Source organism: Halolamina pelagica, from assembly GCF_900115675.1.
Classification (GTDB): domain Archaea; phylum Halobacteriota; class Halobacteria; order Halobacteriales; family Haloferacaceae; genus Halolamina; species Halolamina pelagica.
Map to the genome: position 1 here is coordinate 1 of NZ_FOXI01000011.1, position 22,369 is coordinate 22,369.

General features: G+C 68.8%; 30 protein-coding genes and 1 pseudogene. 12 read left to right on the top strand and 19 right to left on the bottom strand.

Annotation, left to right across the window (positions count from 1 at the left end):
• Window positions 1-331, bottom strand: a pseudogene (locus BMZ83_RS12270) (IS6 family transposase); the annotation flags it as partial.
• A gap of 95 nt (window positions 332-426) precedes the next feature.
• Between BMZ83_RS12270 and BMZ83_RS12275 the strand changes: the two are divergent.
• Complete coding sequence (locus BMZ83_RS12275) at window positions 427-1,017, top strand: hypothetical protein (protein ID WP_074879085.1); 591 nt, start codon at window positions 427-429, stop codon at window positions 1,015-1,017.
• Window positions 1,018-1,121: 104 nt separating this feature from the next.
• Here the strand turns inward: BMZ83_RS12275 and BMZ83_RS12280 are convergent, their stop codons facing one another.
• The gene (locus tag BMZ83_RS12280) at window positions 1,122-2,258 is read right to left on the bottom strand and encodes an alanine racemase (RefSeq protein ID WP_074879087.1); all 1,137 of its coding nucleotides are present in this window, start codon (window positions 2,256-2,258) and stop codon (window positions 1,122-1,124) included.
• A gap of 51 nt (window positions 2,259-2,309) precedes the next feature.
• Entirely contained in the window at window positions 2,310-2,831 is a 522-nt protein-coding gene (locus BMZ83_RS12285) for an archaemetzincin family Zn-dependent metalloprotease (RefSeq protein ID WP_074879089.1), read from the bottom strand.
• Window positions 2,832-2,869: 38 nt separating this feature from the next.
• Here BMZ83_RS12285 and BMZ83_RS12290 point away from each other — a divergent pair, with 38 nt between their 5' ends.
• Together BMZ83_RS12290 and BMZ83_RS12295 are read left to right on the top strand one after the other, a co-directional pair.
• Window positions 2,870-3,304 (top strand): UPF0146 family protein, encoded by a 435-nt coding sequence (locus tag BMZ83_RS12290; protein WP_074879091.1) that lies wholly within the window; start codon window positions 2,870-2,872, stop codon window positions 3,302-3,304.
• A gap of 49 nt (window positions 3,305-3,353) precedes the next feature.
• Entirely contained in the window at window positions 3,354-4,229 is an 876-nt protein-coding gene (locus BMZ83_RS12295) for a TIGR01548 family HAD-type hydrolase (protein ID WP_074879093.1), read from the top strand.
• Window positions 4,230-4,240: 11 nt separating this feature from the next.
• Here the strand turns inward: BMZ83_RS12295 and BMZ83_RS12300 are convergent, their stop codons facing one another.
• Window positions 4,241-5,524, bottom strand: a complete 1,284-nt coding sequence (locus BMZ83_RS12300; RefSeq protein ID WP_074879095.1) for an RNA-guided endonuclease InsQ/TnpB family protein — start codon at window positions 5,522-5,524, stop codon at window positions 4,241-4,243.
• 224 nt (window positions 5,525-5,748) lie between these two features.
• Between BMZ83_RS12300 and npdG the strand changes: the two genes are divergently transcribed.
• Window positions 5,749-6,417: an NADPH-dependent F420 reductase gene (gene npdG, locus BMZ83_RS12305; protein ID WP_074879097.1), complete on the top strand. Its 669-nt coding sequence runs from the start codon at window positions 5,749-5,751 to the stop codon at window positions 6,415-6,417.
• A gap of 105 nt (window positions 6,418-6,522) precedes the next feature.
• On the opposite strand, the gene BMZ83_RS12310 is transcribed toward npdG, so the two are convergent.
• Complete coding sequence (locus tag BMZ83_RS12310; RefSeq protein WP_074879098.1) at window positions 6,523-6,843, bottom strand: antibiotic biosynthesis monooxygenase family protein; 321 nt, start codon at window positions 6,841-6,843, stop codon at window positions 6,523-6,525.
• Window positions 6,844-6,989: 146 nt separating this feature from the next.
• Entirely contained in the window at window positions 6,990-7,331 is a 342-nt protein-coding gene (locus tag BMZ83_RS12315; protein WP_074879100.1) for a hypothetical protein, read from the bottom strand.
• Window positions 7,332-7,513: 182 nt separating this feature from the next.
• On the opposite strand from BMZ83_RS12315, the gene BMZ83_RS12320 reads away from it, so the two are divergent.
• Window positions 7,514-7,786, top strand: coding sequence for a hypothetical protein (locus BMZ83_RS12320; protein ID WP_074879102.1), 273 nt, complete (start codon window positions 7,514-7,516; stop codon window positions 7,784-7,786).
• On the opposite strand, the gene hisE is transcribed toward BMZ83_RS12320, so the two are convergent.
• Genes hisE through BMZ83_RS12335 form a run of 3 tightly spaced genes read right to left on the bottom strand, consistent with a single transcriptional unit; the run spans window position 7,783 to window position 8,980 of the window.
• Complete coding sequence (gene hisE, locus BMZ83_RS12325) at window positions 7,783-8,115, bottom strand: phosphoribosyl-ATP diphosphatase (protein ID WP_074879104.1); 333 nt, start codon at window positions 8,113-8,115, stop codon at window positions 7,783-7,785. The genes BMZ83_RS12320 and hisE overlap by 4 nt on opposite strands.
• Window positions 8,112-8,774, bottom strand: coding sequence for a pyridoxal 5'-phosphate synthase glutaminase subunit PdxT (gene pdxT, locus BMZ83_RS12330; RefSeq protein ID WP_074879107.1), 663 nt, complete (start codon window positions 8,772-8,774; stop codon window positions 8,112-8,114). The genes hisE and pdxT overlap by 4 nt, the downstream gene beginning before the upstream one ends.
• Window positions 8,775-8,824: 50 nt before the next feature.
• Window positions 8,825-8,980 carry a preprotein translocase subunit Sec61beta gene (locus tag BMZ83_RS12335; RefSeq protein WP_074879108.1) on the bottom strand — a complete coding sequence of 52 codons (156 nt, stop codon included), beginning with the start codon at window positions 8,978-8,980 and terminating at the stop codon, window positions 8,825-8,827.
• A gap of 118 nt (window positions 8,981-9,098) precedes the next feature.
• Between BMZ83_RS12335 and BMZ83_RS12340 the strand changes: the two genes are divergently transcribed.
• Window positions 9,099-9,380 (top strand): thioredoxin domain-containing protein, encoded by a 282-nt coding sequence (locus BMZ83_RS12340; protein ID WP_074879110.1) that lies wholly within the window; start codon window positions 9,099-9,101, stop codon window positions 9,378-9,380.
• A 101-nt stretch (window positions 9,381-9,481) separates the two neighbouring features.
• Complete coding sequence (locus tag BMZ83_RS12345; protein WP_074879112.1) at window positions 9,482-9,631, top strand: 50S ribosomal protein L40e; 150 nt, start codon at window positions 9,482-9,484, stop codon at window positions 9,629-9,631.
• A gap of 51 nt (window positions 9,632-9,682) precedes the next feature.
• On the opposite strand, the gene BMZ83_RS12350 is transcribed toward BMZ83_RS12345, so the two are convergent.
• Window positions 9,683-10,306 carry an MBL fold metallo-hydrolase gene (locus tag BMZ83_RS12350; protein ID WP_074879114.1) on the bottom strand — a complete coding sequence of 208 codons (624 nt, stop codon included), beginning with the start codon at window positions 10,304-10,306 and terminating at the stop codon, window positions 9,683-9,685.
• A 273-nt stretch (window positions 10,307-10,579) separates the two neighbouring features.
• Here BMZ83_RS12350 and BMZ83_RS12355 point away from each other — a divergent pair, with 273 nt between their 5' ends.
• Genes BMZ83_RS12355 through BMZ83_RS12365 form a run of 3 tightly spaced genes read left to right on the top strand, consistent with a single transcriptional unit; the run spans window position 10,580 to window position 11,713 of the window.
• Complete coding sequence (locus tag BMZ83_RS12355; RefSeq protein WP_049979553.1) at window positions 10,580-10,753, top strand: DUF5786 family protein; 174 nt, start codon at window positions 10,580-10,582, stop codon at window positions 10,751-10,753.
• On the top strand, window positions 10,749-11,363 hold the full coding sequence (locus tag BMZ83_RS12360; protein ID WP_074879116.1) for an endonuclease dU: 615 nt from the start codon (window positions 10,749-10,751) through the stop codon (window positions 11,361-11,363). The genes BMZ83_RS12355 and BMZ83_RS12360 overlap by 5 nt, the downstream gene beginning before the upstream one ends.
• A gap of 59 nt (window positions 11,364-11,422) precedes the next feature.
• A complete protein-coding gene (locus BMZ83_RS12365) occupies window positions 11,423-11,713 on the top strand; it encodes a DUF7536 family protein (protein WP_074879118.1) in 291 nt (96 codons plus the stop codon).
• Here the strand turns inward: BMZ83_RS12365 and BMZ83_RS12370 are convergent, their stop codons facing one another.
• The gene (locus BMZ83_RS12370; RefSeq protein WP_074879120.1) at window positions 11,714-12,937 is read right to left on the bottom strand and encodes a potassium channel family protein; all 1,224 of its coding nucleotides are present in this window, start codon (window positions 12,935-12,937) and stop codon (window positions 11,714-11,716) included.
• 124 nt (window positions 12,938-13,061) lie between these two features.
• Between BMZ83_RS12370 and citZ the strand changes: the two genes are divergently transcribed.
• A complete protein-coding gene (gene citZ, locus BMZ83_RS12375; protein ID WP_074879122.1) occupies window positions 13,062-14,213 on the top strand; it encodes a citrate synthase in 1,152 nt (383 codons plus the stop codon).
• 146 nt (window positions 14,214-14,359) lie between these two features.
• Here citZ and BMZ83_RS12380 read toward each other — a convergent pair whose 3' ends face one another.
• Window positions 14,360-15,538 carry an MFS transporter gene (locus tag BMZ83_RS12380; RefSeq protein WP_245748696.1) on the bottom strand — a complete coding sequence of 393 codons (1,179 nt, stop codon included), beginning with the start codon at window positions 15,536-15,538 and terminating at the stop codon, window positions 14,360-14,362.
• A gap of 64 nt (window positions 15,539-15,602) precedes the next feature.
• Complete coding sequence (locus BMZ83_RS12385; protein ID WP_074879125.1) at window positions 15,603-16,037, bottom strand: hypothetical protein; 435 nt, start codon at window positions 16,035-16,037, stop codon at window positions 15,603-15,605.
• A gap of 86 nt (window positions 16,038-16,123) precedes the next feature.
• Between BMZ83_RS12385 and BMZ83_RS12390 the strand changes: the two genes are divergently transcribed.
• Window positions 16,124-16,864 (top strand): CPBP family intramembrane glutamic endopeptidase, encoded by a 741-nt coding sequence (locus BMZ83_RS12390; RefSeq protein ID WP_143076958.1) that lies wholly within the window; start codon window positions 16,124-16,126, stop codon window positions 16,862-16,864.
• A gap of 23 nt (window positions 16,865-16,887) precedes the next feature.
• On the opposite strand, the gene BMZ83_RS12395 is transcribed toward BMZ83_RS12390, so the two are convergent.
• The 6 genes from BMZ83_RS12395 to BMZ83_RS12420 form a co-directional block, all read right to left on the bottom strand.
• Entirely contained in the window at window positions 16,888-17,721 is an 834-nt protein-coding gene (locus tag BMZ83_RS12395; RefSeq protein ID WP_074879129.1) for a DUF7388 family protein, read from the bottom strand.
• A 201-nt stretch (window positions 17,722-17,922) separates the two neighbouring features.
• Window positions 17,923-18,522, bottom strand: a complete 600-nt coding sequence (locus BMZ83_RS12400; RefSeq protein WP_074879131.1) for an NUDIX hydrolase — start codon at window positions 18,520-18,522, stop codon at window positions 17,923-17,925.
• 43 nt (window positions 18,523-18,565) lie between these two features.
• On the bottom strand, window positions 18,566-19,111 hold the full coding sequence (locus tag BMZ83_RS12405) for a DUF7109 family protein (RefSeq protein ID WP_074879133.1): 546 nt from the start codon (window positions 19,109-19,111) through the stop codon (window positions 18,566-18,568).
• Between the two features lie 60 nt (window positions 19,112-19,171).
• Entirely contained in the window at window positions 19,172-19,765 is a 594-nt protein-coding gene (locus tag BMZ83_RS12410; RefSeq protein WP_143076959.1) for a hypothetical protein, read from the bottom strand.
• A gap of 430 nt (window positions 19,766-20,195) precedes the next feature.
• Window positions 20,196-21,860 (bottom strand): thermosome subunit beta, encoded by a 1,665-nt coding sequence (gene thsB, locus BMZ83_RS12415; protein ID WP_174955777.1) that lies wholly within the window; start codon window positions 21,858-21,860, stop codon window positions 20,196-20,198.
• A gap of 316 nt (window positions 21,861-22,176) precedes the next feature.
• Window positions 22,177-22,356, bottom strand: a complete 180-nt coding sequence (locus tag BMZ83_RS12420) for a hypothetical protein (protein WP_074879138.1) — start codon at window positions 22,354-22,356, stop codon at window positions 22,177-22,179.
• Between the last annotated feature and the right edge of the window lie 13 nt (window positions 22,357-22,369).

Sequence of the window (22,369 nt, forward strand, 5' to 3'; positions counted from 1 at the left end):
TATGCAGGAACTTGTTCGTCTCTGGATCGACAGCGGCGTACAGCCAATACTGCTCATCGTTGATTCGGATCGACTTCTGATCGACCGCAACCCGATCCGGACGTTCACCAGCAGCTGGCTGTAGATCGGCTTTCTGCACCCAGTTGTGCACAGCGACGCGACTCCGTTCGACACCCAAATCCTCAAGAAGCGTAACTGTATTCGAAAGTGACAGTCCCGCAAGATGGTACCGAATACCCTTTTCAATGATCTCGCGGGGTGTCCGCTCTCGCTCCACAAAATCCAAGTCGATCCACTCGGTAGACTCACTGAGGCGGTCGAATTCGGCCATAGGCATCCGAACTAACGACCGCCTCATCCTCTAACTTAACGCGACCGGTCGTGCCCGGCCCAGACTTATGCGCACGAGCGCCCAACGGGCGGAATATGGCACCGTCCGAGGCGTCGGGCGACGGGGCGCCGGCGCTCTCGCCGGCGCGGCTGAACCTCCTCCGTGACTGCGAGCGCTGCTTCTGGGTCCGGATGCAGCGGGGGGAGTCCCGGCCGACGGAGGCGTTCCCGTCGGTCGTCTCGGGCGTGGAACGCGAGGTACGGGCGCTGTTCGACCGCCACCGGGAGGCCGGGACGCTGCCGCCGGCGCTGCGGACTGCCCGCCTCGATGCGACGCTGGTCGACGACGAGTCGTTTCTGACGGCCTGCCGGACATGGCAGCGAGAGCCGACGGTCACGGACCCCGACACCGGCGCAGTGCTCCGGGGCGCGCTGGACGACCTGCTCGAACTGGCCGGGGGCGTGTACGTCCCGCTGGACTCAAGACCCACGGATCGTCGCCCGAGGCGGTACATCCGGACTACCAGCGCCAACTGGAGTGTTACGCCCACCTGCTGGCGGAGAACGGCCACCCGACGGCGCCGTTCGGCCTGCTGCTGTACGTCTTCCCGACGGGCGACGGCTCCATCACGTTCGACACAGAACTCCGCTGGGTTCGGCTGCGACCAGACCGGCCACGAGCGCTGATGCGGCGAGCGGTGCAGGTGCTCGCGGAGCCGATCCCGGACTACTCCGAGGACTGTGAGTTCTGTTCCTGGGCGCAGACCGCCTGAGCGCCCGGGCGTCGACGGCTACCGGACCTTCCCGCGGGCCTGCACCTCCCAGAGGTCCGCGACCGCGCCGTCGCGGACGCCGACGATCAGGTCGTGGAGGTTGATCGTCGTACAGACGTGCGGCACGATGAACTCCAGCCGGTCGCCGACCTCGAACGACTCGTCGGCCTCGCTCGTGTCGATCCAGCCGTGTTCCTCGCTGGCGTTCACGTACTCGATGTCGTCGCGGTGTTTCGGAACGGGGAGTTGGGGCTTGTCCAGCGAGAACGTCTTACTCCCCCCATCCACCACCAACCGGTCCTCGTCGGGCACCGAGATCACCGTCGTCAGCACCGTCGCCGTGCAGTCGGTCTTCGACACCTCCCACGGCCGGAGTCGGAGTTCGCCCACGTCGTTGAACGGGTACATCCCGGGGTTGATCTCGGTGACGACGGGGTGGCGGGCGCTGTACCGGGAGGTCGCGGTGCCGCCGACTTTCACCTCCCCGACCGGGATCCCGGCGGCCTCGATGCCGTCGACGACCTCCTGTGCGAGCTCCATCGCCGCCCAGCAGCCGTCCTCGAGCTCAGCTTCGGTCGACGCCTCGCTCTTGACGTGGGAGTCGTAGGCGAGGATCCCGTCGAACGCCAGATCGTCGGCGTCGGCGATCCGTTCCGCCAACCCCACCGCGTCGTCGGGGTCAACGCCCGTCCGGTGTAGCCCCATGTCGATCTCGAGAATCGCGTGGAGGGTCCGGTCGTTGCGCTCGGCGGCCGCGTCGAGGGCGTCGATCGTGGCCGCGGAGTCGACCGTCGTCGCCAGCGCCTCGACTCGCTCGTCGAGCCAGCAGAGTCGGTCGAGTTTCGACTCGCCGACGACCTGGTAGGAGAGGTAGACGTCGTCGATCCCGTTGCGGGCCATCGTCTCCACCTCGCCGAGGGTCTGACAGCAGATCCCGGTGTCGCCGGTGAGTTCGACCTCGCGAGCGGCCAGCGCCGCGTTCTTGTGGGTCTTGACGTGTGAGCGCAGGTCGACGTCGTGCTCGTCGGCGACGGCAGCGTACTCGCGGATGTTTCGCTCCATCGCGTCCACGTCCGCGAGTAGGACCGGCGTCTCGAGGTCGTCGATCGGTTCGCCGAGTCGGGGCGCCATCTCGTCGCTGGTCCACGTGGTCATGCAGCAGAAGCCGGCCGGCGACGACAAAAACTGACGGGAAGGGGCGACCCGCTACCGCAGCATCCGCGAACAGGAGCCACAGAGGTTCTCCTCCTTCACGTCGACCTCGCGCACCGTCGGCGAGAACGACATCACGCACTTGCTGTTGTCGCAGTGTTCCAGCCCGAAGTTGTGGCCCATCTCGTGGACCACCTCCTTCCGGATGCGGTCGGCGAACACCTCCGAGGTGGGCTTGGTGGAGATGCCGCCGTCGGAGGAGGTGTTGAGCCGGTGGGTCGAGATGACCGAGCCACGGCCGTTGAGGTAGGCGAGGCCGAACACGTAGTTGCGCTGGCGGTAGTAGAGGTCCTCCGTGGTGAGGGCGATGTTTTTCTCCCCGTTCCCGGTGTTGCTCGCCACCTCGATGAACCGCTCGGCGCGGTACTGGTTGCGCCCGTGGTCGAGCGCGTCGTCCGGGATCGGCTGCTCGTTCCGAACGCCGACGTCGCAGTCGTAGACGGCCCGCAACGCCTCTGACGCCTCGCGTTTGGCGCGGCTCGGGACCGACCCGACTGGAACGATGTCGACGTGCATATGCCATCCCACGCCGACGATCAGCATAAACCCTCGGCATGAACAGCCAAACAACCCCCGCAATCGTCCGATGGCTCCGGGGCGCCAGGACGCTGCTGGAGGTCGGCATCGGCGACCGGGCGGGGGTCGCGGCCGGCCTCGTCGACGCCGGCGCCGACGTGCGCGCCACCGACGTGTACCCGGTGTCGGTGCCCGAGGGCGTCCGGTTCCGCGTCGAGGACGTGACGACGGTCGAGGCGCCCGAGGAGTTCCACCGCGTCGAGGTCGTCTACGCGCTCAACTGCCCGCCCGAACTCCACCGACCGATCGCCGACCTCGCTGAGTCAGTTGGGGCGACGTTCGTGTTCACCACGCTCGGCTACGACGAGCCGTCGATCCCCGTCGAGCGCGAGCAGCTGGGCGGCGGCGACGCCCCGCGAGTGACGCTCTACACCGCCTCACTCGGGGAGGGCCGGCACCGGGGCAGTCGGTGACGGCACCGCGAGCCGCAAACGCCTTTCACCCCCGGCCCGGAGCGGGGGTATGCACGCGGACGCGGTCGTCCTCGACGTCGACGGGGTGCTCGTCGACGTGGCCGACTCCTACCGGCGGGCGATCATCGAGACGGTGCAGCGACGCCACGGCGAGACCATCGAGCGCGCGACGATCCAGCGCTTCAAGGACGCCGGCGGCTTCAACAACGACTGGGAGCTCACCGACGCGGCGACGCTGCTCGTGCTCGCCCGCGAGGCGGGTTACACGGGCGACGCAGCCGACTTCACCGACGCCGTCGCCGCCCACGAGGACGGTGGGCTCGCGGCCGCCCGCGCGGTCCTGCGTGAGGCCGCGGGCCGTGACGGCTTCGACGCCGACGCCGTCGAATCGCAGTGGGACCCCGAGGGCGTCCGCGAGACGTTTCAGGCGCTCTACCTGGGCGCCGACCTGTATCGCGAGATCGAGGGCGAGGAGCCCCCCTTCGAGGCGCCGGGGTACATCCACGACGAGCCGGTGATTCCGGAGCCCGGAACCGTCGAGGCGCTCCAGTCCCGGTTCTCGGTGGGCGTGCTGACCGGCCGGCCCAGCGCGGAGGCCGACATCGCGCTGGAGCGAGCCGGGCTCTCGGTCCCCGACGAGCACCGGTTCACGATGGACGACTGGGACGAGGGGAAACCCCACCCCCACGCCCTGACCACGCTCGCCGGGCGCTTCGGCGCCGATTCGGTGGTGTTCGTCGGCGACACGCTTGACGACGTGCGGACGGCCGTGAACGCCGCCGAGGCCGACGGATCTCGGAGCTACCACGGCGTCGGCGTCCTGACTGGCGGGCTGACGGGCGAGTCCGGCCGCCGGAAGTACGAGGCCGCGGGCGCGGCGGCGGTGCTCGACTCGGTGAACGACCTCCCGGACCTGCTCGAGTAAACTACCCCACCCTACTCGCTCACGGCGTCGCCGTTCGCTTCGTTGAGGGTGGGGCTTTCGCGTGGACTCCCGTTCTGGCCTTCACAGGCAGACGAATACTCGCCGTTCACGTTCAGCGTCCCGCGATTCAAGCGCACGTTTACGGGTGCGCCTCCGCCCGACGACTTTTGCGCCGAGCGGAGATACTTCAGACCGATGTTCTTCGCCGCGTTGTAGTCCGCATGGGGTGAGTAGCCGCACTTCAGGCACTCGAATACGTCCTGCCCGTCCGAACTCGGGCGGTTATCCTCGTGGGTGAACCCGCACTTCGAACACCGCTGGGAGGTGTAGGCGGGGCTCACTTGTTCGACCGAGATACCGACCACTTCGGCCTTGTACTCGACGTACTCGAACAGGCGTCGGAACGCCCATGCGTGGAACTTTTTCGCGTTCGGCATCCGCTCACGAATCCCCGTCAGGTCCTCGAACGCGATCACGTCGGAGTCGTTCTCGATGGCTTCTGCGACAAGTTCCTTCGAGACTGTGTGTAAGAAGTGGTCGTAGCGGCCCGTCTCAGTGCGTCCGACAGATTGGATGGTTTCGTGGGCGGCTCGCGTCCCACGCTGTTGGAGCGACCCACGTCGTTTCTCGAACTCACGATGCCAGTGGTTCAACTCCGACCCGTTCCAGAACGTCCCTGTTGAGGTGACGGCGATGTTTTCGATGCCGAGGTCAACGCCGAGGACTGTGCTGTGCTCGTCGTTGCCGTCGTCGGCAGTCTCGGACTCCACGTCCGCCTTTGTTCGGACGTGAAGGTAGAACTCGCCGTCGCGGTAGTGTAGCTCCCCACCGGTCACTTCGTAATCATCGTTGAACAGATACTCCGAGTGAGGTGTCTCGCGGCTCTTGTCGGGAAGAACGTACTCGGCAGTGATGCGTCCTTCAACGGTCGAGAGCGTCACGTGGTCGTCGTTGAACGTCGCACACCGCTTGTCGTAGACGAGTGTCGGGGCTGTGAAGTGCGGTTTCCCCGCGTAGTCACCGTGCTTCCAGCGAGCGACGACGCTCTGGATGGCGTCAGCGGCCTTGTTGCGGGCGTTCTGGACGAGGTTCGCTTGAAGGCGTGTCTCGGCCCGCACGTCGTCGTAGGTTTCGCGTTGGAGTTCGGCTTTGCTCGTGGTCTTGCACTCGCCTTGCCATGCGTGGTCGACGACGTAGTTGGCGGCCCACAGGAACTCGGAGATAGTTTCGTGGAGGAGGCCGGCGTCGCTGTCGGCCACGTCGAGTTTGATGGGAACGGTGCGACGGACCTCCATCCGTAGTTCAGATGTCTTCGCTTGTCTTTATATTGGTAACGGTTCGATGGGGAGTTGGTCAGCCATCGATCGTGGCTGGTATAATCCCGTGTCGGTTTCCTCTCCGGCCTACTCGCTCCCGTCGGTCGCTCCTTGAGGTCGGAGGCTCCTCCTTGAATTACGCTGAATCTGCTCCGCGCGCCGCTCGCGCAATCCTTACGTCCCGACCGGCCGCAGTGTCGGGTATGGATATCGCGATCCTGGGCGGCACTGGCGAGATCGGCGAGGGGCTCGCCCTGCGTCTGGCCTACCACACGAACCACGACGTGCTGATCGGCTCGCGAGACGCCGAGAAAGCCGAGACCAAGGCCGGCGAGTACGAGACCGAACTCGACTCCCGCGGCGTCGAGACGACGATCGAGGGCGGGGTCAACGCGGACGTGACCACGCTCGCGGACGTGGTGATCGTCGCCGTGCCGCCGTACTACGTCGCCGACACCATCGAGGCCGTCGCCGCCGACCTCGACGACGGCGACATCCTCGTCACGCCCGCGACCGGGATGGATCGCGACGACGACGGGTTCCACTACGCGCCGCCGCCGGCCGGCAGCGTGACGGAACACGCCGCGAGCGCGGTGCCCGACGGCGTCGAACTGGTCGGCGCGTTCCACAACCTCGCGGCCGGGCGGCTGGCCAACTTAGACGCCGACCTCGGCGTCGACACGTTCGTCGTCGGCGACGACGCGGACGCGAAGGGGATCGTGACCGACATCGCCGAGGGGATCGACGGCCTGCGCGCGCTCGACGCCGGCGGGCTCGGGAACGCCGCCGAGGTGGAGTCGCTCACGCCGCTGCTCATCAACGTGGCGGCGAACAACGACGGGCTGCACGATCTGGGGCTGGAGCTGAAGTAGTCGGCTCTATCGGGATCCTCGGCTGATGGTCGATTCGGGTATCGGGAAGCGGAGGCCCGTATCGCCTGATGGCTGCGGACGCCGATCGAACGGGGTGGGATCGTCCTACGCGGGCGGGTCGGGGTCGTCGCCGAACCCGCTCCCGTACGACTCGACGACTTCTGTAACCGTGACTTCGTACGCGTCGTACCACTCAGTCCACCGCCGTTTCGCCTCCCTGTGGTCCGCATCCGCGCCAAACGACTCCAGTGCGTCGAGCGACGCCCAGTAGTAGACGACGAGCACTTCCTCGCTCTCCGGGGCATGCCACGTCCGCTTCCCCAGATAGCCGTCCGTGTCCTCGGCAGCCGCCTGTACCGCGTCGTTCAGCTCGTGGAACTCCGCGTCGTACGTCCCTGGATCGAGGCGAAACGTGACGAGAAACATTACGTCGGTTCACTACCGCCCGGACCAAGACGCTTCCCGTCCGAAACCGACGACTGCACCGCTCCGTTGCGGCCCGTTCGTGAGCTAGTTGCCCGAGATGTGGGAGCGGATCCGAGAGCGGTACGTACGGAGAAACGACGTACCCCCTACCCGAGCGTGTTGCGGAGTGTGGCCAGGACGACGAGACACCACAGAAAGACGCCGAGTCCGTAGAGGAGGAGGACGAGGCGGAGTGGCGTATCCGGGTTCGTCTGCGGTACCAGCCCCGTGGTTTCGAACTCCGACTCGCCCTCGTCGGAGTTTTCGGGCCCGGCGAGGCTCGTTCGTCCGGCGGTTCCGCCGTTGAGAACGACGACCAACAGGCCGCCCGCCGTTAAAACGAGGATATACAGTAGCGAGTGCGTCGCGAGGTACACGGTGCCAACCGTGAGGAGACCGAGGAGACCAGTGTAGAGCAGAACCGGTTCGAGGAGGGGCTTGAGCGTCATCTGTGGCGGTCGTGGCAACCCGTTGTCGCAACGAGGGCATATCTCTTGGGGTAGCTTCCCACCCCGGCCGAGCAGCTGGTTCTGTCGCCGGGTGAACGAGCAGCTAGGTCTCCGAGGCGGCCAGTGGACACGAGAACCCGGGACCGGGAAGTAAAGGTCGCGACAGCCGTAACCCTGGTCGTATGAGCAAGACCGTGGACGAACTCCGGAACGAGATCCGAGTCGGTGTCGGCCGCTACGAACGACAGGTGTCCTCCGGGTTCACGAAGGAGGCGTTGGCTGCCCTTTGTGAATCGTTGGATGCCGACGTGGAGACGGCGGTGATTCCCGGGAAGGACGTGATGCGGCAGGCCATCAGCGACGAGGTGGCCGGCGTCGACAGCAGTCGGGACCAAACCAGCGGGTTTCGGAAAGGGGAACTGGAAGCGATCGCCGCCGAACTGGACGAGGACTAGAACCGCGCTTCGAGTTCCTCGCGCAGGTCGTCCGGGCTCATCCCCTTCATCGAGAGCAGCACCAGCAGGTGGTAGAGGAAGTCCGCGCTCTCGGCGGCCAGTTCCTCGCGGTCGTCGTCCTTGGCGGCGAGGATCAGCTCCGTCGACTCCTCGCCCAGCTTCTCGAGCACCGCGTTCTCCCCCTTCTCGTGGGTGAACAGCGAGGCGGTGTAGCTGTCCTCGGGCAGGTCGCGCTTGCGCTGCTCGATCGTCCCGAACAGGGCGTCGATGGTGTCGGCATCGAGGTCCGCGTCCGCCTCGGCGTCTGTCGACGCGTCGGGGTCGCTCACTGGCCGCTCACCTCGACGGTGTCGAAGAAGGCGAGATCGTGGATCCGGGAGTCCGACGTGAGTTCGGGGTGGAACGAGGTGCCGACGACGGGACCCTGACGCACGGCCACGGGGTCACCGTCCCAGCGCGCGAGCACCTCGACGGCGTCGCCATCGGGGTCGGCGGTACGCTGTCGACCGCCGTCGCCGCCGTTGATCGGCACTCCCGAGCCGTCGCCGACCTCGTCGATGAGGGGGGCGCGGATGAACACCGCCGGGAACGGCGACTCGAGGCCCTTCACGGCGAGCGGCGCCTCGAAGGAGTCCTTCTGCCGCCCGAACGCGTTGCGGTCGACGGTCACGTCGATGAGGTCGAGCGTGTCGACGCGCTCGTCCTTCGCGTCCGTGGCGGCGACGATCAGGCCCGCACACGTCGCGAGCACGGGCTTGCCCGCGGCGACGTGGTCGCGGATCTCGTCGTCGATCCCCTCGCGGGCGAGGAGTCGGGAGATGGCCGTCGACTCGCCGCCGGGCATGAGGAGCACGTCGCAGTCGGGGACGGTGCCGGACTGGCGGATCTCCACCACCTCGGCCGCCTCGCCGTGGGCCGCGGCGGCGCGCTCGATGGCGGCGGCGTGTTCGCTCACGTCGCCCTGGACCGCGATGACGCCTGCTTGCATGGCTACGGGTCGGCGGGCGGCGCGCAAAAAGGGTGCGTTCGGCCCCGGGCTCAGAGCGCCCGGAGGACGAGGATCAGCACGCCGAACAGCATCCCGGCGGCGACCACGGTGCGCGGGTCCATTCGGATGGCGTTGCGGTCCTCGGCGTCGAAGTAGCGGACCAGCCCCGCGCTGGACATCAGTCCGCCGCTGTCGCTTCCGCTCATACGCTCACGTCGTCACCTGAGCCGCCTAAACCTTCCGGAACGGAGGCCGGGACGGCGAGGACGGATCCGGGACGTGGGAAACCCTTATGCGCTGTCACGGCCAACCTCGGGTCACGCTATGACTGTCCGACTGAAGGATTTCTACGCCGACTGGTGTGGCCCGTGTAAGACCCAGGACCCGATCCTCGAGGAGCTCGAGGAGGAGTACACCGACGTCGAGTTCGAGAAGATCGACGTGGACTCCGACCAGGAGACCGCCAACGAGTACTCCGTTCGCTCGCTCCCGACGCTGGTGATCGAGAACGACGACGGCGTCGTCGAGCGCTTCGTCGGCGTCACCCAGCGTGACGACCTCGAGGATGCGATCAACCGGGCCCAGCAGGGCCAGCAGGCGGCCTAACCCGCTCGCGATTCTTCACCGTTTTCACCCGCCCGAGAGCGGCGGCGCCGTCGTTCGACCCGAAAGTAAGGGTTAAACGCCCGCCGAGAGAACCGGGAGGTATGGCTAAGTTCGAAGAAGCGGAGGAGCGCATCCTGAACAAACAGATCTGCATGCGCTGTAACGCCCGCAACCCCCAGCGCGCCCAGCAGTGCCGGAAGTGCGGCTACGGGAATCTCCGACCCAAGGCGAAGGAACCGCGCTCGGCCTGATCTCGCCGCGTTTTTCGCCGGTCCGCTATCCCCGCCAGCGGCGCCGCCGGCCTACTCGTCGGGGTACTTCGGCTCCCGGCGCTCGGCCCGCTCGAGCGCGCGCTCGATCACGTCGCCGACCGTCTCCGACCCGGTCGCCTCGAACGGGTCGCCGTGGCCGGCGTACAGCCCACTCACCGAGTCCGGTAGTCGGTCGAGGATCGTCCGCAGGCTCTCGATCAGGCGCTCGCGGTCGCCGGTCGCGTGGTCGGTCCGGCCGAAGCTGCCGTCGTCGAACGCGCCGTCGTTGTACACCACCACGTCGCCGCTGAACAGCGCCGTCTCGCCGACGAAGGAGACGTGGTCGGCGGCGTGACCCGGCGTGTACACCACCTCGTGGGTCTCGTCGCCGATCTGGACGGTGTCGCCGTCGTCGATCTCGTGGGTCCGGCGCGGGTGGTCGTCGTAGGCGAACAGGTCGGCATCGAAAGCGTCGAGCACCGCGTCCAACTGCTCGACGTGGTCGCCGTGCTGGTGGGTGAGAACGACGCGGTCGAGGTCGTCGACGCCCTCGCTGATCTCGTCGACGACGCCCAGCATCGTGCCGGCGTCGACCAGCGTCGTGACCTCGCCGTCGACCAGGTAGGCGTTGCAGGTGAACTGCTCCGCGTCCGCGGTGACGTTGACGGGAGTCATGGGTACGGGTTCGGGGGAAGTCCGTAAAACGGCGGCGGCAGCGGACGCCGACAACGGTCAGTCGGCGTCGGCGGCAGCAAATGTCGGCAACGGTCAGCCGGGTTCGGCGGCAGCGAACGCGGCGGAACGCTGCCGACGCCGACGATCGTGAACAGTCGTAACTACCGGACGGCGTCGACGAGAGCGGCCATTCAGGATCCACGTCCATGTGGTATGGTACCAACCGTTATCGCCCAAGCGTTTAACCCGAGGGAGCCACAAAATTGACGTGTAATGGGCTTCGGGAGCTACGATGAATCCGAGCAGGAGAATCAGCAGCTCGACATGAACGACGGCGACGACGCAGTCGACGCCGACGGCGGGGCCCACGAGGGCTCCGTCGAGTTCGACAACGGGGCCTCCAACGACGAGCTCCTCGACCGCTTGGAGGAGATCAAGGACGATTAAGCCGGGGCAGCGCGCGCTCGGGATCGCGTTCTCCGACGCCGAGTCCGTCGCCACCTGTGCCGGCGCCGTCGTGCGCGCCGACCGGGTCGTCGACGGCCTCGCCTACGAGCGCTGCACCGTCGGCGGCGACGACGCGACCGCCGCGGTCGTCGCGCTCGTCGACGGTATCGACAGGCCGGACGTCTCCGCCCTCCTGCTCGCGGGGGTCGCCCCCGCGTGGTTCAACGTTCTCGACCTGCCCCGGATCCACGAGGTGACGGGGCTTCCCACCCTCGCCGTTTCGTTCGAAGCCAGCCCCGGGCTCGCGCCGGCGATCCGGGCGCAGTTCGACGGCGCCGACCGAACGCGGCGCCTCGACACCTACGAGTCGCTGCCGCCGCGGCGCTCGCTCGCGGTCAACGACGAACAGGTGTTCGTACGTGTTCTCGGCGTCGACGCGCCGGTCGCCGAGGACGCCGACACCGACGCCGTCCCGCCGCTGGCGCCGAACTGCGAGGCCGCCCAGCTCGTCCGCGGGTTCACGCCCGAGGGCGGCCGGCCCGAACCGCTCCGCGTGGCCCGGGTGGCCGCGCGGGCCGGGCGCGAACTGGGCGAGCGACTGACCGAGTGACCGGGCCGGCGGCGAGCGGGAGCGACGCCGATAAGCCCCGGCGCGACCAATCGCCGCCAATGAGCGAGGAGCCGCCCGAGCCGTCGGTCGCACCGCTGCTCGAAGCGCTGTCGGTGCGGCGCAACGCCGCCGTCGGCGCCGCGACCGGGGTGGCGCTGGCCGTGCTGGCGTACGTGTTCCGCCTCGGCCGCGCCGCCGGCCCGTTCGCGGGCACCCGGCAGTTCCCCGTCCTCGGGGAGACGGGCTGGTTCCTGCTGCTCTCCGTTGTCCTCGCCAGCGCCGCGGCGCTGCTGGTGACGACGCTGTTGACGCTGGTCGCGCTCGTCGGACTCGTCCGCGAGGAGGCGTAGCTACGCGTCGAACTCCCGGGGATCGCCCGCCAGCGTCGAGAGCCGTTCGGCGCCCGCGCGGGTCCCCTTCGCGACCAGTACGTCCCCCGCCGTGAGCCGGGTCGCGGCGTCGGGCGAGACCACCCACGACTGTTCGCCCTCCGGGCGCCGGACCGCGATCACGCGCATCCCCGTCTCGGTAGCGAGTTGGAGCTCGCCCAGCGTCCGATTCGCGATCTCGGCGTCGGCGGCGACCGTGAGTCGGACGATCACCTCGTCGCTCTCCTCGACGGCGGCGGCGACGACGGGGTGGGCGTCCAGCCCCCGGAGCACGCCCTCGCTGATCTCCAGGGCCGCGTCGCTGATCGTCTCCGTCGCGGCCGCGAGGTGGACCAGCCCCCGGAGTTCCACGGGGTCGTCGACGCGGCCGGCCGCCTGTAGCGTCCACGCCTCGAGGCGGGACTTCAGCGCGTCGACCTCCGCCTCGAGTTCGACGACCTCCTCGGCGACGGCCTCGCTGTCGAACAGCACCGAGACGTAGGCGAGGTCGACCGCGAGCTCGCTCATGTCCTTCATCGTGACGATCGAGTCGACCGCGCGCTCGAGGGCCGCGCCTGGGGGCTCGGTCGCCTGCGGAGGGCGGTACGGTTCGCCGGTCGCCGTCTCGTACACCGCGACCAACCCCTCGTCGACCCCCCGGAGGAGGAGGCCGTCGCCCGCGTGGAGCTCGGTGTCCTTGTCGGGGTTGGTGATCCACGCGCGCTTGCTGGTCTCGCTGGCGCGGTGGATCGCGATCACGCGGACGCCGCGCTCGGTCCCCATGTTGATCTCGCCCAGCGTCCGCCCGACGTAGTCGGCGTCATCGGCGACGGTCGCGCGCACGAGCGCCTCGGTCGCCTCGGGGATCGCCGCCCGCATCGCGTCGGGGAGGCCGATCTCCTCCAGTACCACTTTCGCGATGTCGCCCGCGGCGTCGGCGATCTTCTCGGCGGCGCCGACGACGCCCAGCACGGGCGCCAACTGTTCGGCGTCCTCGGGGCTGCGGGCGGCCATGAGGACGCTCATCCGGGCCTGGAGTTGGAGCACGTCCATGCGCTCCTCGAGCGCGAGCACCTCCTCGGCGACCTCGTCGCTGCCCGACAGTACCGCGGAGTAGGAGAGGTCGATGAGGAGCTCCGCGGTGTCTTTCATCTCGGACAGCACGTCCTTGACGCTGACCGGTTCGTACGCCACGTCGGGCGCCATACCTCACGATTCAGCGGGACGGGGGATAAGAGTTGTCGGCCGACGGGGGGTTCCGACGGACGGTTCCCAACCTCATCGCCCGGAACGGCAACGCTTTTTCGTCGACCGGACCAACCCTTAGCCTATGTCAGGAGAGGTTCAGAAAGGCCTGGAAGGTGTCGTCGTCGGCGAGTCACAGCTCAGCTACATCAACGGGGACGAGGGACGGCTGATCTATCGCGGCCACGAGATCGAGACACTGGCGGAGCACGCCACCTACGAGGAGGTGCTCTACCTGCTCTGGCACGGCTCCCTCCCGACCGAGTCCGAGCTCGCGGAGTTCACGGCGACGATGGCCGAGGAGCGCGCCGTCGACGACGAGGTGCTCGGGACGCTGGCCGATCTGGCGGCCGCCGACGAGGCGCCGATGGCCGCGCTCCGGACCGCGGTGTCGATGCTGTCGGCCAGCGACCCCGAACCCGACGCCGCCCCCGACGACCAGGCCGCGACCCTCCGACAGGGCCGGCGCATCACCGCCAAGGTCCCGACGATCCTCGCGGCCTACCAGCGCCTCCGCGACGGCGAGGAGCCGCTTTCGCCCAAGGAGGACCTGAGCCACGCCGGGAACTTCCTGTACATGCTCACCGGCGAGGAGCCGGACGACGTGGCCGAGGAGACGCTGGACATGGCGCTGATCCTCCACGCCGACCACGGGCTCAACGCCTCGACGTTCGCGTCGATGGTGATCGCCTCCACGCTCGCGGACACCTACGCCGCGGTCACCGGCGGCGTCGGCGCGCTCTCGGGGCCGCTCCACGGCGGCGCGAACCAGGACGTGATGGAGACGCTGCTCGAGGTCGACGACTCCTCGAAGGACCCGGTCCAGTGGGTCAAAGACGCCATCGACGACGGCCGGAAGATCCCCGGCTTCGGCCACCGCGTCTACAACGTCAAGGACCCGCGGGCGGTGATCCTCGAGGAGAAGTCCCGGGACCTCGGCGACGCCTCCGGCGAGCGCAAGTGGTACGACCACGCCAACGAGATCGAGCAGTACCTCGTCGAGGAGGCCGGCTTCGCCGAGAAGGGGCTCGCGCCCAACGTCGACTTCTACTCCGGCACGGTGTACTATCAGCTCGGCATCCCCGTCGACATGTTCACGCCCATCTTCGCGATGAGCCGCGTCGGCGGCTGGGTCGCCCACGTGATCGAACAGCTCGGGGACAACCGCATCTTCCGACCGCGGGCGAAGTACACCGGCGCGAAGGAGGCGGAGTGGACGCCGGTCGAGGACCGGTAACCGATCGCGGCGCGTAACCGACGACGGCTACCGGGCCACGACCGCGGAGCCGAACGCCGTCGTCGTGTGGGAGCCGCCACGACCGCCGTGTCTCAGCCACGGAACCGACGCCGGGATCGTGTCGGCAACAAAGGCGACTTCTCCACTTACTCCCGCCCGCGTAGCACGATCACCACGCTACTGAGCAGCAGACAGCCCACCAGTCCCGTGAACGCGATGTCGTAGTTGACGTACTGGGCGACGACGCCGACGTAGGTCGCGCCCAGCGAGCCGATCCCGATGTAGACGCTGCGCATCGCGCCCAGGTCGCCGCCCATACTGTCACCCGGGAACGAGTCCATCAGGTACGCCTGCATCACCGGCGGGTACGCCAGCAGCCCGGCGGCGAACACCCCGACCGCGATCAGTGCCGCCGTGGGCGTCGACGCCAGCACCAGGCCGACCAGCGCCACCGCCGCGATGACCAGCACGCCCGGCGCGAGCAGCCCCCGCGGGACGCGGTCGCCGAGCCCGCCGGCCAGCGGCTTCGCGAGCGCGCCGACGACGAACAGTAGCGCAAAGGAGGCGTTCGCGACGACCGGCGAGAGCTCCTTCGCCCGGAGGTACGTCGGGAGGAAGCCCGTCGCCGACTGCCAGGTGAACGCGTAGAGCGCGTAGGCGAAGAGCAGCCAGCGCAGCCGCGGGACGCCGAGGATCCGGCGGAACGTGTCGCCGACCGCGAGGTCGACCTTCGCGACCTCGTACCCCTCGTTGCTCCAGAGATGGAGCAGGAGCGCGATCAACAGCAGCGCGACGGCGATCGGGCCGAAGGCCGCCCGCCACGTCGCCACCGCGAGCACGACCGTCCCGATCCCGGCGGCCAGGATCCCGCCCACGTCGCCCGAGCCGGTGTGGAGGCCGAACGCGCGGCCGCGCTTGGCGACGAACAGGTCCGAGACCATCCCCCGGGCGGGCGTGGGGTAGAACCCGACGCCGACACCGATGACGACCGCCCCGAACAGGAAGGCGGGATACGTCGGCGCCGCCGAGAGAGTGAGGAAGCCCACCGCCGCAAGCGAGAGCCCCGAGACGAGCAGCGTCGTCCGGGAGAGCCGGTCCGAGAACCGGCCGCTCGGGTACTGGAGGATCGCGTACGTCCCCCAGACGACCGTGATGGCGAAGCCGGCCGCGCCGCTGGAGATCTGCAGATCCCCCGCGATGGCGGTCAACAGCGGCGAGATGCTCAGTCGCCCGGCCTGCAGCAGCGCCCAGCCCAGCGAGATGACGAGCAGCAGGCGCCCCGAGTAGCCCCGGAACAGGCGCTCCTCGTCGGTCGAGTGACTCACTGGTGTCACTCCCGCACCGACGTACTTGAACGCCATCGTTCCGGCCGTTCTCCTCCCTACCTCGCTACGTCGGGTCGTAGCGGTAGCGGCGCGTGGGGTCGCCCCGGAACTGCGGCCCCGACCCCGCGGCGTCGAACCCGACCGCCTCCACCGCGGTCCGCATCGCGTCGTCGCCCTCACGGAGCATCACCTCGACCGGCAGCCCCGCCCCGCGGGCGAACGCGATCGGCTCGGCGAGCAGGCGCTCGCAGGCGTCGCTGTCGCCGCCGAACTGCGTGACGAACACGGCGTCCTCCCGGGCGTCGAAGCTCACGAACCCGCGCAGGTCGGCGTCGTCGTCGGCCGCCGCGGGCCCGTTGTCGCGCGCCGTCTCCTCCCCGTCGCCGACCAGCACCCGGACGCTCCGCTCGTGAACCACGTTCCGGAGCACGGGCTCGGGGGCGTCGGTCAGGGCAGCCATCGCCGGCGCGTCGCGCTCGACGGCGTCGCGGACCTCCATTCGCTCGTTTGTTCCGCCCGAGTGGGCTTAAACGCCAGGGCGGGGACGCCGCGAGATTCATGTCGGCGCCGGACGAGGATCGGGCCGTGTCCGACGCTCCCGGCCGTCCGATCGCGCTCGTGATCGCCCTCACCCTCGCGGTCGGTGGGCTCGTCGTGAGCACTATTACCGGGCTGGTCGGCACCCTGCTCGGCGCGCTGGTCGGCGCTAGCACGAACCCGGACGCGGCGGTCCCCGCGCTCGTCGGCGTGCTGCTGGTGACCGCCGAAGCCGGGTTCGTCGTCGTGGGCTACGCGTTCCGGCAGACCGACGACGGCGCGGCGATCGTCGTCGACTGGATCGACCGGCACGGGTCGAGACTGCGGGACGCCGCGCTGGTCGTCGGCGCCACCGTCGCCCTCGTCGCGTTCAACCGCGCGGCCTTCGCGGTGGGCTCGCTGCTGGGCGTCGACCCCGTGACCGCCGTCTCGGCGCCCGACGAGCTCTCGGTCGCGGTGCTGGCGTTCATGCTGCCGGCGATGCTGCTCGCGGTCGGGCCGGCCGAAGAGTACCTCTTCCGCGGGGTCGTGCAGGGCTACCTGCGCCGGTCGTTCTCCCCCTGGGGCGCCGTCGGCTGGAGCGCGCTGCTGTTCGCGCTCGTGCACCTCCCGAACCTGCTCGCGAACCTCGAGGCGGGGATCGTCTCGGTTCCGGTCTGGCTGGCCATCGGCGTCGTGCTCGGCTGGCTCTACGAGCGAACGGGGGCACTGCTGGTGCCGGTGCTGGTCCACGGGCTCTACAACGCGGCCGTGATCACGCTGCTGTTCGCCGAGTTGGGGATCGTCTAGCGGAAGAAACCGTTGCGGGACAGTCAGTCCAGCAGTTCGTCCAGCCCGCGTGCGGGGTAGCCGACGACGGTGTCGACGCCGGCGCCGTGGAGGCCCTCGACCCGGCCGCGGATCGTCCCCTCGTCGCCGACGATCGCGAAGTCCGTGCTGGCGGCGAGCAGCACCTCCCTCGCCCGGCCGGTCGCCGACGAGTCGGTCTCGCAGTCGTCCGGGAGCGCGCGCCTGACGGGGCCGCGCCGGGAGACGTACGCGCCGACGGCGTCGAGGATCTCGTCCTCGTCGTCGGTCAGGACGGTGGGGGCGTACACCGCGAGGTCGCCCTCGAAGCCGGCGGCCCGCAGCGAGCGGGCGTCGCGCTCGGTCGACCGCGAGAGCAGTTCGAACTGGGTCGCGCCGGTCGCGAGCGCGACGCGTTCGACGCCCTCGGTGCCGACCCAGGCGTCGGAGTGCTGCTCGCGGCCCTCACCCAGTCGCGGCGCGATGGCGCGCTGGCTCTCCTCCTCGGAGAGGTAGGCGCCGTGGCCCGCGACGAGCACGCGCCCGACGCCCTCGGGGATCGACGCCGCGAGCGAGTCGTCGCCCAGCGGGTCGAGGCCGTCGGCGCGGACGGGCGTGGTGACCCGGACCGTGGCGGCCGCCGCGAGCGCGCGGAGTGTTTCAGTGTCCGGGAACGCCTCGCGACCCTCGTAGTCGATTACGAGCGTCGACGCCGGGAGGTCGGTCGCGCGGGCGAGGTCGACCTCCGTGGGCTTGAGCGCGACCGCGTCGATGCCGACACGCGGGAACGGCCCGACGGTGGCGTCGCTCGTGGTTCGCTGGCTGGTGCTGTCGGGCGTGGTGGTGTCGGGCGTGTTCATAGCGAGAGCTCCTGGGTACTGCGGTGGCTATGCGAGAACTGCGCGGATCTAGAATCGCGGAACGCGATCCATCGCCTGTGCGGCCATGCACTCCCCCATACCTCGCTCACCGTGATAAGCGTGTCGTCACTCCGAGCGGAACGAGAAGCCAGTCGAGCAGGCTCGAACACCCCCAACCGAACGACGACCTGACTCCGCCGACTACACCGGGAACTCGGCTTCCGGCTCCACGACCCGGTCCACGGTCTCCGGCGCGCGCCAGTCGGTCGTGAGTTCGAGTAACTGCACCAGCATCCGGCCGGTCGCGCCCCAGACCGTGTAGTCGCCGACGTGGAAGTAGTGGAGGCGCACGTCGCCCACCTCGGGGCGTTTCCGGCGCTCGGACTCGTAGTTCGCGGGGTCGATCAGGGCCGAGATCGGGAGTTTGGCGACCTCCACCGCCTCGACGCCGTCGGGTTCGTAGCTGCGGTCTGGCACCCGCGCGACGAACGGCCGGATCGCGTAGCCCGAGGTCGTCGTCGTGTCATCGAGGCGGCCGACGATCGAGGGTTCGGACTCCCGGAGCCCGATCTCCTCCCACGCCTCCCGGCGGGCGGTGTCGACCAGGTCCGGGTCGAACGGCTCGCGGCCGCCGCCGGGGAAGGCCATCTGGCCGGCGTGGGAGCCGAGGTCGTCCGAGCGTTTGATGAACAGCAGCGCGGGCTCCTCGCCCCCGTCGACGACCGGGGCGAGCACGCTGGCCCAGCGCTCCGCGTCGGCGACCGTCACCGGTTCGTAGCCGCCGACCCCCGAGAGTTCCATACGTGAGTGTCGGCGCCAGTCGGGCAAAAACGCTTCGTCGGTCTCAGTCCACGAGGGCGAGCAGGCGGTCCCGCGTCTCGCCCAGCTCCACCGGTCCCCACGCCTCGGCGTCGTACGTCACGTCGACCAGCGTCGCCGCGCGCTCGGCGTCGTCGTCGTCGACGACCGTCTCGGACTCCTCGCGTAGGCGCTCGGCCACGTGCTCGGCCGCGGCCGCGTGGTCGACCGAGCGCTCGGGCACGTCGAGGATGTGGGGCAGGTCCTCGCCCTCCGCGGGCAGCATCGGGAACGCGACCGGGCCGACGACCAGCGCCTCGTCGGCGTCGCCAGAACGCTCCGTGTTCCCGCTGGCTAACGGATCGCTACGCGATTCGTGAACGTCGACGTCGCCAGCGACGGCCTCGGCCGGGAGCTCGACGAGGTAGTACTCCCGAACCGCCTCCGCGACGGCCGCCGAGACGGCGTCCTCGCGCACGTCGGCGCCGCGACGGTAGGCGAGTTCGACCAGCGCCCGCTCCAGTTCCGCGCGGGTCAGCGCGTCGAACAGGTCGACGACGCCCGCGAGTTCGTCGTGGGTGGCCTCCTCCATCGCCCGGGAGTGCGACGGGAGCGGGGAAAAGTACGCGGGTCCGTGTGGAGACGGCCGGCGTCAGTTCGCGTCGGTGTTCGTCGCCGTCCCGTCCTCGACGGCGACGGTCACTGTCGTCTCCCCCGTCGGGGTCCGGATGCCGTAGTCGATCTCCCGGCCCGGATCGGCGTCGCGGGCCTCCGCGGTCACGGTCGCGGTGCCGGACTCGCCCGGGTCGAGCGGGACGTCGAACCCCTCCGGCTTGTACAGCGGGTACGAGAAGTTCACCGCGCCGCGGAAGGTGCCCGGCCCGTCGCCGACGTTCTCGGCCGCGATCGTGATCTCGAACGTCTCGTCCGGGGCGACCGCCGCCGGGGCGTCGGCGGCCCACTCCCACGCGGGCGGCGGCGCCGTCGCCTTCTCGACCGCCAGGTCCCACTCCCGTGGCCCGTCGTTGTCGTCGAGTCGGAGCACCGGCGGGGAGTCGAGTTGGGCCGGCGTCTCGAAGAGGAGCCAGCCGCGTCTGTCGCCGTTTTCGGGGGCGTACGCGTTGCCGGGTACGTCGAGGTCGACCGGATAGCCGTGCTCGGGGGTGATCGGGGCGTACGACTCGCCGTCAGCGACGAGCGTGAACGTCTCCCTATCTTTCTTCGAGGAGAGAATCCCGCCGTTCACGGCGGGCGTGAATCCGCCAACGCCTCCGCGAACCCGCATCGGCGCTCATACGGATATTTAAGTAGCATCGTGTTGTAGCATGACGTACACCGAGGCGATTCGTCGCCACTCTAAATGCACAGTATCGGGACTCCGAGAACCAGACCGTTCGAGACACCCTCTCGAACCGCTGTGGTGTCTCGGTTGCGAGATAACTCCGAGTCCCCTTGCCGGGGATAGGAGTAACGGCGGTGTGGCCCCGCCATCGACCTGTCATGCCGACGGGTCGTAAACCAGCAAATATCCCAACCCAGCGGTGCGGTGCCGTGGGAAGCCTCGCCGTTTACGGCGAGGAGGAGGTCACCGCTATCGGGTGTGAAAAATTGGAGAACGGTAGTCGACGGAGCGGTTCGGCGGTCGGCCGGGGCGGGCGTGAGTTAGTTTCCGAACGTCACATCGCGCCGCCCATGCCACCCATACCGCCCATGCCGCCCATGCCGCCGGCGCCGCCCTCGTCCTCGTCGCCCGAGGTCGAGAGGTCGCCGGCCGCGATGATGTCGTCGATTTTGAGCACGAGGTTCGCGGCCTCGGTGGCGCTGGAGACGGCCTGCTCCTTCGAGTGGGCCGGCTCGACGACGCCAGCCTCGTAGGTGTCCTCGACCTCGCCGCTGTAGACGTTCAGGCCGGCAGTCTGATCGCCGGCCTCGTGGGCCGCGCGCAGGTCGACCAGCGTGTCGATGGAGTCCAGCCCCGCGTTCTCGGCGAGCACGCGCGGGACGAGTTCGAGCGAGTCGGCGAACGCCTCGACCGCGAGCTGCTCGCGGCCGGTGACGCTGTCGGCGTACTCGCGCAGGCGGCTGGCGAGTTCGACCTCGATGGCGCCGCCGCCGGCGACGACGCGACCGTCCGAGACGGTCGTCGAAACGACGTCCAGCGCGTCGGAGACGCCGCGCTCGAGCTCGTCGACGACGTGGTCGGTCGAGCCACGCAGCAGGAGGGTGACGCCGTGGGCGTCGTCGCCCTCGACGTAGAACATCTCGTCGTCCTCGTCACGGCGCACGGAGCCGTGGCCGAGGTCGGCGGCGTCGAGGTCCGCGAAGTTGGAGACGACGTTGCCCCCGAGGACGTTCTTCAGGAAGCTGATGTCCGAGGACTTCACGCGGCGGGCCGCGAGGACGCCCTCCTTGGCCAGGTAATGCTGGGCGAGGTCGTCGATGCCCTTCTGGCAGAACACCACGTCCGCGCCGGTCGCGGCGATGGCGTCGACCTTGTCGCGGAGCTCCTGCTCCTCCTGGTCGAGGAAGGACTGGAGCTGGTCCGGCGAGTCGATCGAGACGTTGGTGTCCACGTCGGCCTCGTCGACCTCGATGGCCGCGTCGAGGAGGAGCGTGTCGGCGTCCTCGACCTCGCTGGGCATGTTGTCGTGGACGGGGTCCTTCGAGACGACCGCGCCGTTGAGCAGGTCGCTCTCGGAGACCGCACGGCCCTTCTGGGTCTCGACCTTCAGGTTCGCGAGGTCGACGACGTGGCTGCCGTCCTCGGCCTCGACCGTGACGGCCTCGACGGCCTCGACGATCAGCTGGGCGAGGTGCTCCTTGTCGAGCTCGGCGCCCTTGCCGGTCATCGACGTCTCGGCGACCTTCGCGAGCAGCTCCGTGTCGCTCGGGTCGACGGTCCGCGAGATGTCCTCGACCTCCTCACGAGCCTGCTCGCTCGCGAGGTGGAACCCCTTGATCACCGCGGTGGGGTGGATGTCCTGCTCGAGCAGCTCCTCGGCGTTCTTCAGGAGCTCGCCCGCGATCGCGACGGCCGTCGTCGTCCCGTCGCCGGCCTCCTCCTCCTGGGTCTCGGCGACTTCGACGATCATCTCGGCCGTCGGGTTGTCGATGTCCATCTCCTCGAGGATGGTGACGCCGTCGTTAGTGATGGTCACGTCGCCCATCGAGTCGACGAGCATCTTGTCCATCCCCTTCGGGCCGAGCGTGGAACGAACGGCCTCGGCGACCGCCCGAGCCGCAGAAATGTTGTACTCCTGTGCGTCCTTGTCCTTCACTCGCTGGGAGTCCTCACCCATGATGATCATGGGCTGGCCTCCGCCGCGCTGTCGCTGGCTCATGTGTACCGAAGGATTGTCCGTGGTTCTATATAAATGTTTCGTAGCGTGTGGGATATACGGCCTCCGGTCAGGACCGGTTTATCCAGCAAAACCGGAAGCAAGCGGTCCATCTCACCTCAATCGTGTGTTCGTTTACCATGTCACAGTTCACCGCATTTTGCTTCCTTTATGTACTCGTTCGACGGCGGCGAGGACGAGGCGCTCCCCGATCGGGCGAGGAGCGAGCGTCGACGGACTGGTACCGAGTCGAAGGCGGTAGTCGGCTAACGGCCGTGCGAAGTCGAGGAGAGAAAGGGGGTCGTTGGCGGGCGAGTCGTCAGGTCTCGGGGAACTCACCTCCGTCCGGATCCGCCAGGTACTCGGCGTCGGCCGCGTCGGGTTCGGGGAGTTCCTCCGCGTCGAAATCCGTCTCCGCGTCCCGGGAGGCGAGCCGGGACTCCAGTTGCCGGCGTTTGTTCCGCCCTTTCCGTTCGCGACCGCTTTTCGTGTCTGGCATCTACACCCGTGGT

Excerpts from the sequence above, each read along its gene's own strand:
- BMZ83_RS12275 (WP_074879085.1), top strand. The coding sequence starts at position 427 with ATGGCACCGTCCGAGGCGTCGGGCGACGGGGCGCCGGCGCTCTCGCCG.
- BMZ83_RS12280 (WP_074879087.1), bottom strand. The coding sequence starts at position 2,258 with ATGACCACGTGGACCAGCGACGAGATGGCGCCCCGACTCGGCGAACCG.
- BMZ83_RS12285 (WP_074879089.1), bottom strand. The coding sequence starts at position 2,831 with ATGCACGTCGACATCGTTCCAGTCGGGTCGGTCCCGAGCCGCGCCAAA.
- BMZ83_RS12290 (WP_074879091.1), top strand. The coding sequence starts at position 2,870 with ATGAACAGCCAAACAACCCCCGCAATCGTCCGATGGCTCCGGGGCGCC.
- BMZ83_RS12295 (WP_074879093.1), top strand. The coding sequence starts at position 3,354 with ATGCACGCGGACGCGGTCGTCCTCGACGTCGACGGGGTGCTCGTCGAC.
- BMZ83_RS12300 (WP_074879095.1), bottom strand. The coding sequence starts at position 5,524 with ATGGAGGTCCGTCGCACCGTTCCCATCAAACTCGACGTGGCCGACAGC.
- npdG (WP_074879097.1), top strand. The coding sequence starts at position 5,749 with ATGGATATCGCGATCCTGGGCGGCACTGGCGAGATCGGCGAGGGGCTC.
- BMZ83_RS12310 (WP_074879098.1), bottom strand. The coding sequence starts at position 6,843 with ATGTTTCTCGTCACGTTTCGCCTCGATCCAGGGACGTACGACGCGGAG.
- BMZ83_RS12315 (WP_074879100.1), bottom strand. The coding sequence starts at position 7,331 with ATGACGCTCAAGCCCCTCCTCGAACCGGTTCTGCTCTACACTGGTCTC.
- BMZ83_RS12320 (WP_074879102.1), top strand. The coding sequence starts at position 7,514 with ATGAGCAAGACCGTGGACGAACTCCGGAACGAGATCCGAGTCGGTGTC.
- pdxT (WP_074879107.1), bottom strand. The coding sequence starts at position 8,774 with ATGCAAGCAGGCGTCATCGCGGTCCAGGGCGACGTGAGCGAACACGCC.
- BMZ83_RS12335 (WP_074879108.1), bottom strand. The coding sequence starts at position 8,980 with ATGAGCGGAAGCGACAGCGGCGGACTGATGTCCAGCGCGGGGCTGGTC.
- BMZ83_RS12340 (WP_074879110.1), top strand. The coding sequence starts at position 9,099 with ATGACTGTCCGACTGAAGGATTTCTACGCCGACTGGTGTGGCCCGTGT.
- BMZ83_RS12345 (WP_074879112.1), top strand. The coding sequence starts at position 9,482 with ATGGCTAAGTTCGAAGAAGCGGAGGAGCGCATCCTGAACAAACAGATC.
- BMZ83_RS12350 (WP_074879114.1), bottom strand. The coding sequence starts at position 10,306 with ATGACTCCCGTCAACGTCACCGCGGACGCGGAGCAGTTCACCTGCAAC.
- BMZ83_RS12355 (WP_049979553.1), top strand. The coding sequence starts at position 10,580 with ATGGGCTTCGGGAGCTACGATGAATCCGAGCAGGAGAATCAGCAGCTC.
- BMZ83_RS12365 (WP_074879118.1), top strand. The coding sequence starts at position 11,423 with ATGAGCGAGGAGCCGCCCGAGCCGTCGGTCGCACCGCTGCTCGAAGCG.
- BMZ83_RS12370 (WP_074879120.1), bottom strand. The coding sequence starts at position 12,937 with ATGGCGCCCGACGTGGCGTACGAACCGGTCAGCGTCAAGGACGTGCTG.
- citZ (WP_074879122.1), top strand. The coding sequence starts at position 13,062 with ATGTCAGGAGAGGTTCAGAAAGGCCTGGAAGGTGTCGTCGTCGGCGAG.
- BMZ83_RS12385 (WP_074879125.1), bottom strand. The coding sequence starts at position 16,037 with ATGGAGGTCCGCGACGCCGTCGAGCGCGACGCGCCGGCGATGGCTGCC.
- BMZ83_RS12395 (WP_074879129.1), bottom strand. The coding sequence starts at position 17,721 with ATGAACACGCCCGACACCACCACGCCCGACAGCACCAGCCAGCGAACC.
- BMZ83_RS12400 (WP_074879131.1), bottom strand. The coding sequence starts at position 18,522 with ATGGAACTCTCGGGGGTCGGCGGCTACGAACCGGTGACGGTCGCCGAC.
- BMZ83_RS12405 (WP_074879133.1), bottom strand. The coding sequence starts at position 19,111 with ATGGAGGAGGCCACCCACGACGAACTCGCGGGCGTCGTCGACCTGTTC.
- thsB (WP_174955777.1), bottom strand. The coding sequence starts at position 21,860 with ATGAGCCAGCGACAGCGCGGCGGAGGCCAGCCCATGATCATCATGGGT.
- BMZ83_RS12420 (WP_074879138.1), bottom strand. The coding sequence starts at position 22,356 with ATGCCAGACACGAAAAGCGGTCGCGAACGGAAAGGGCGGAACAAACGC.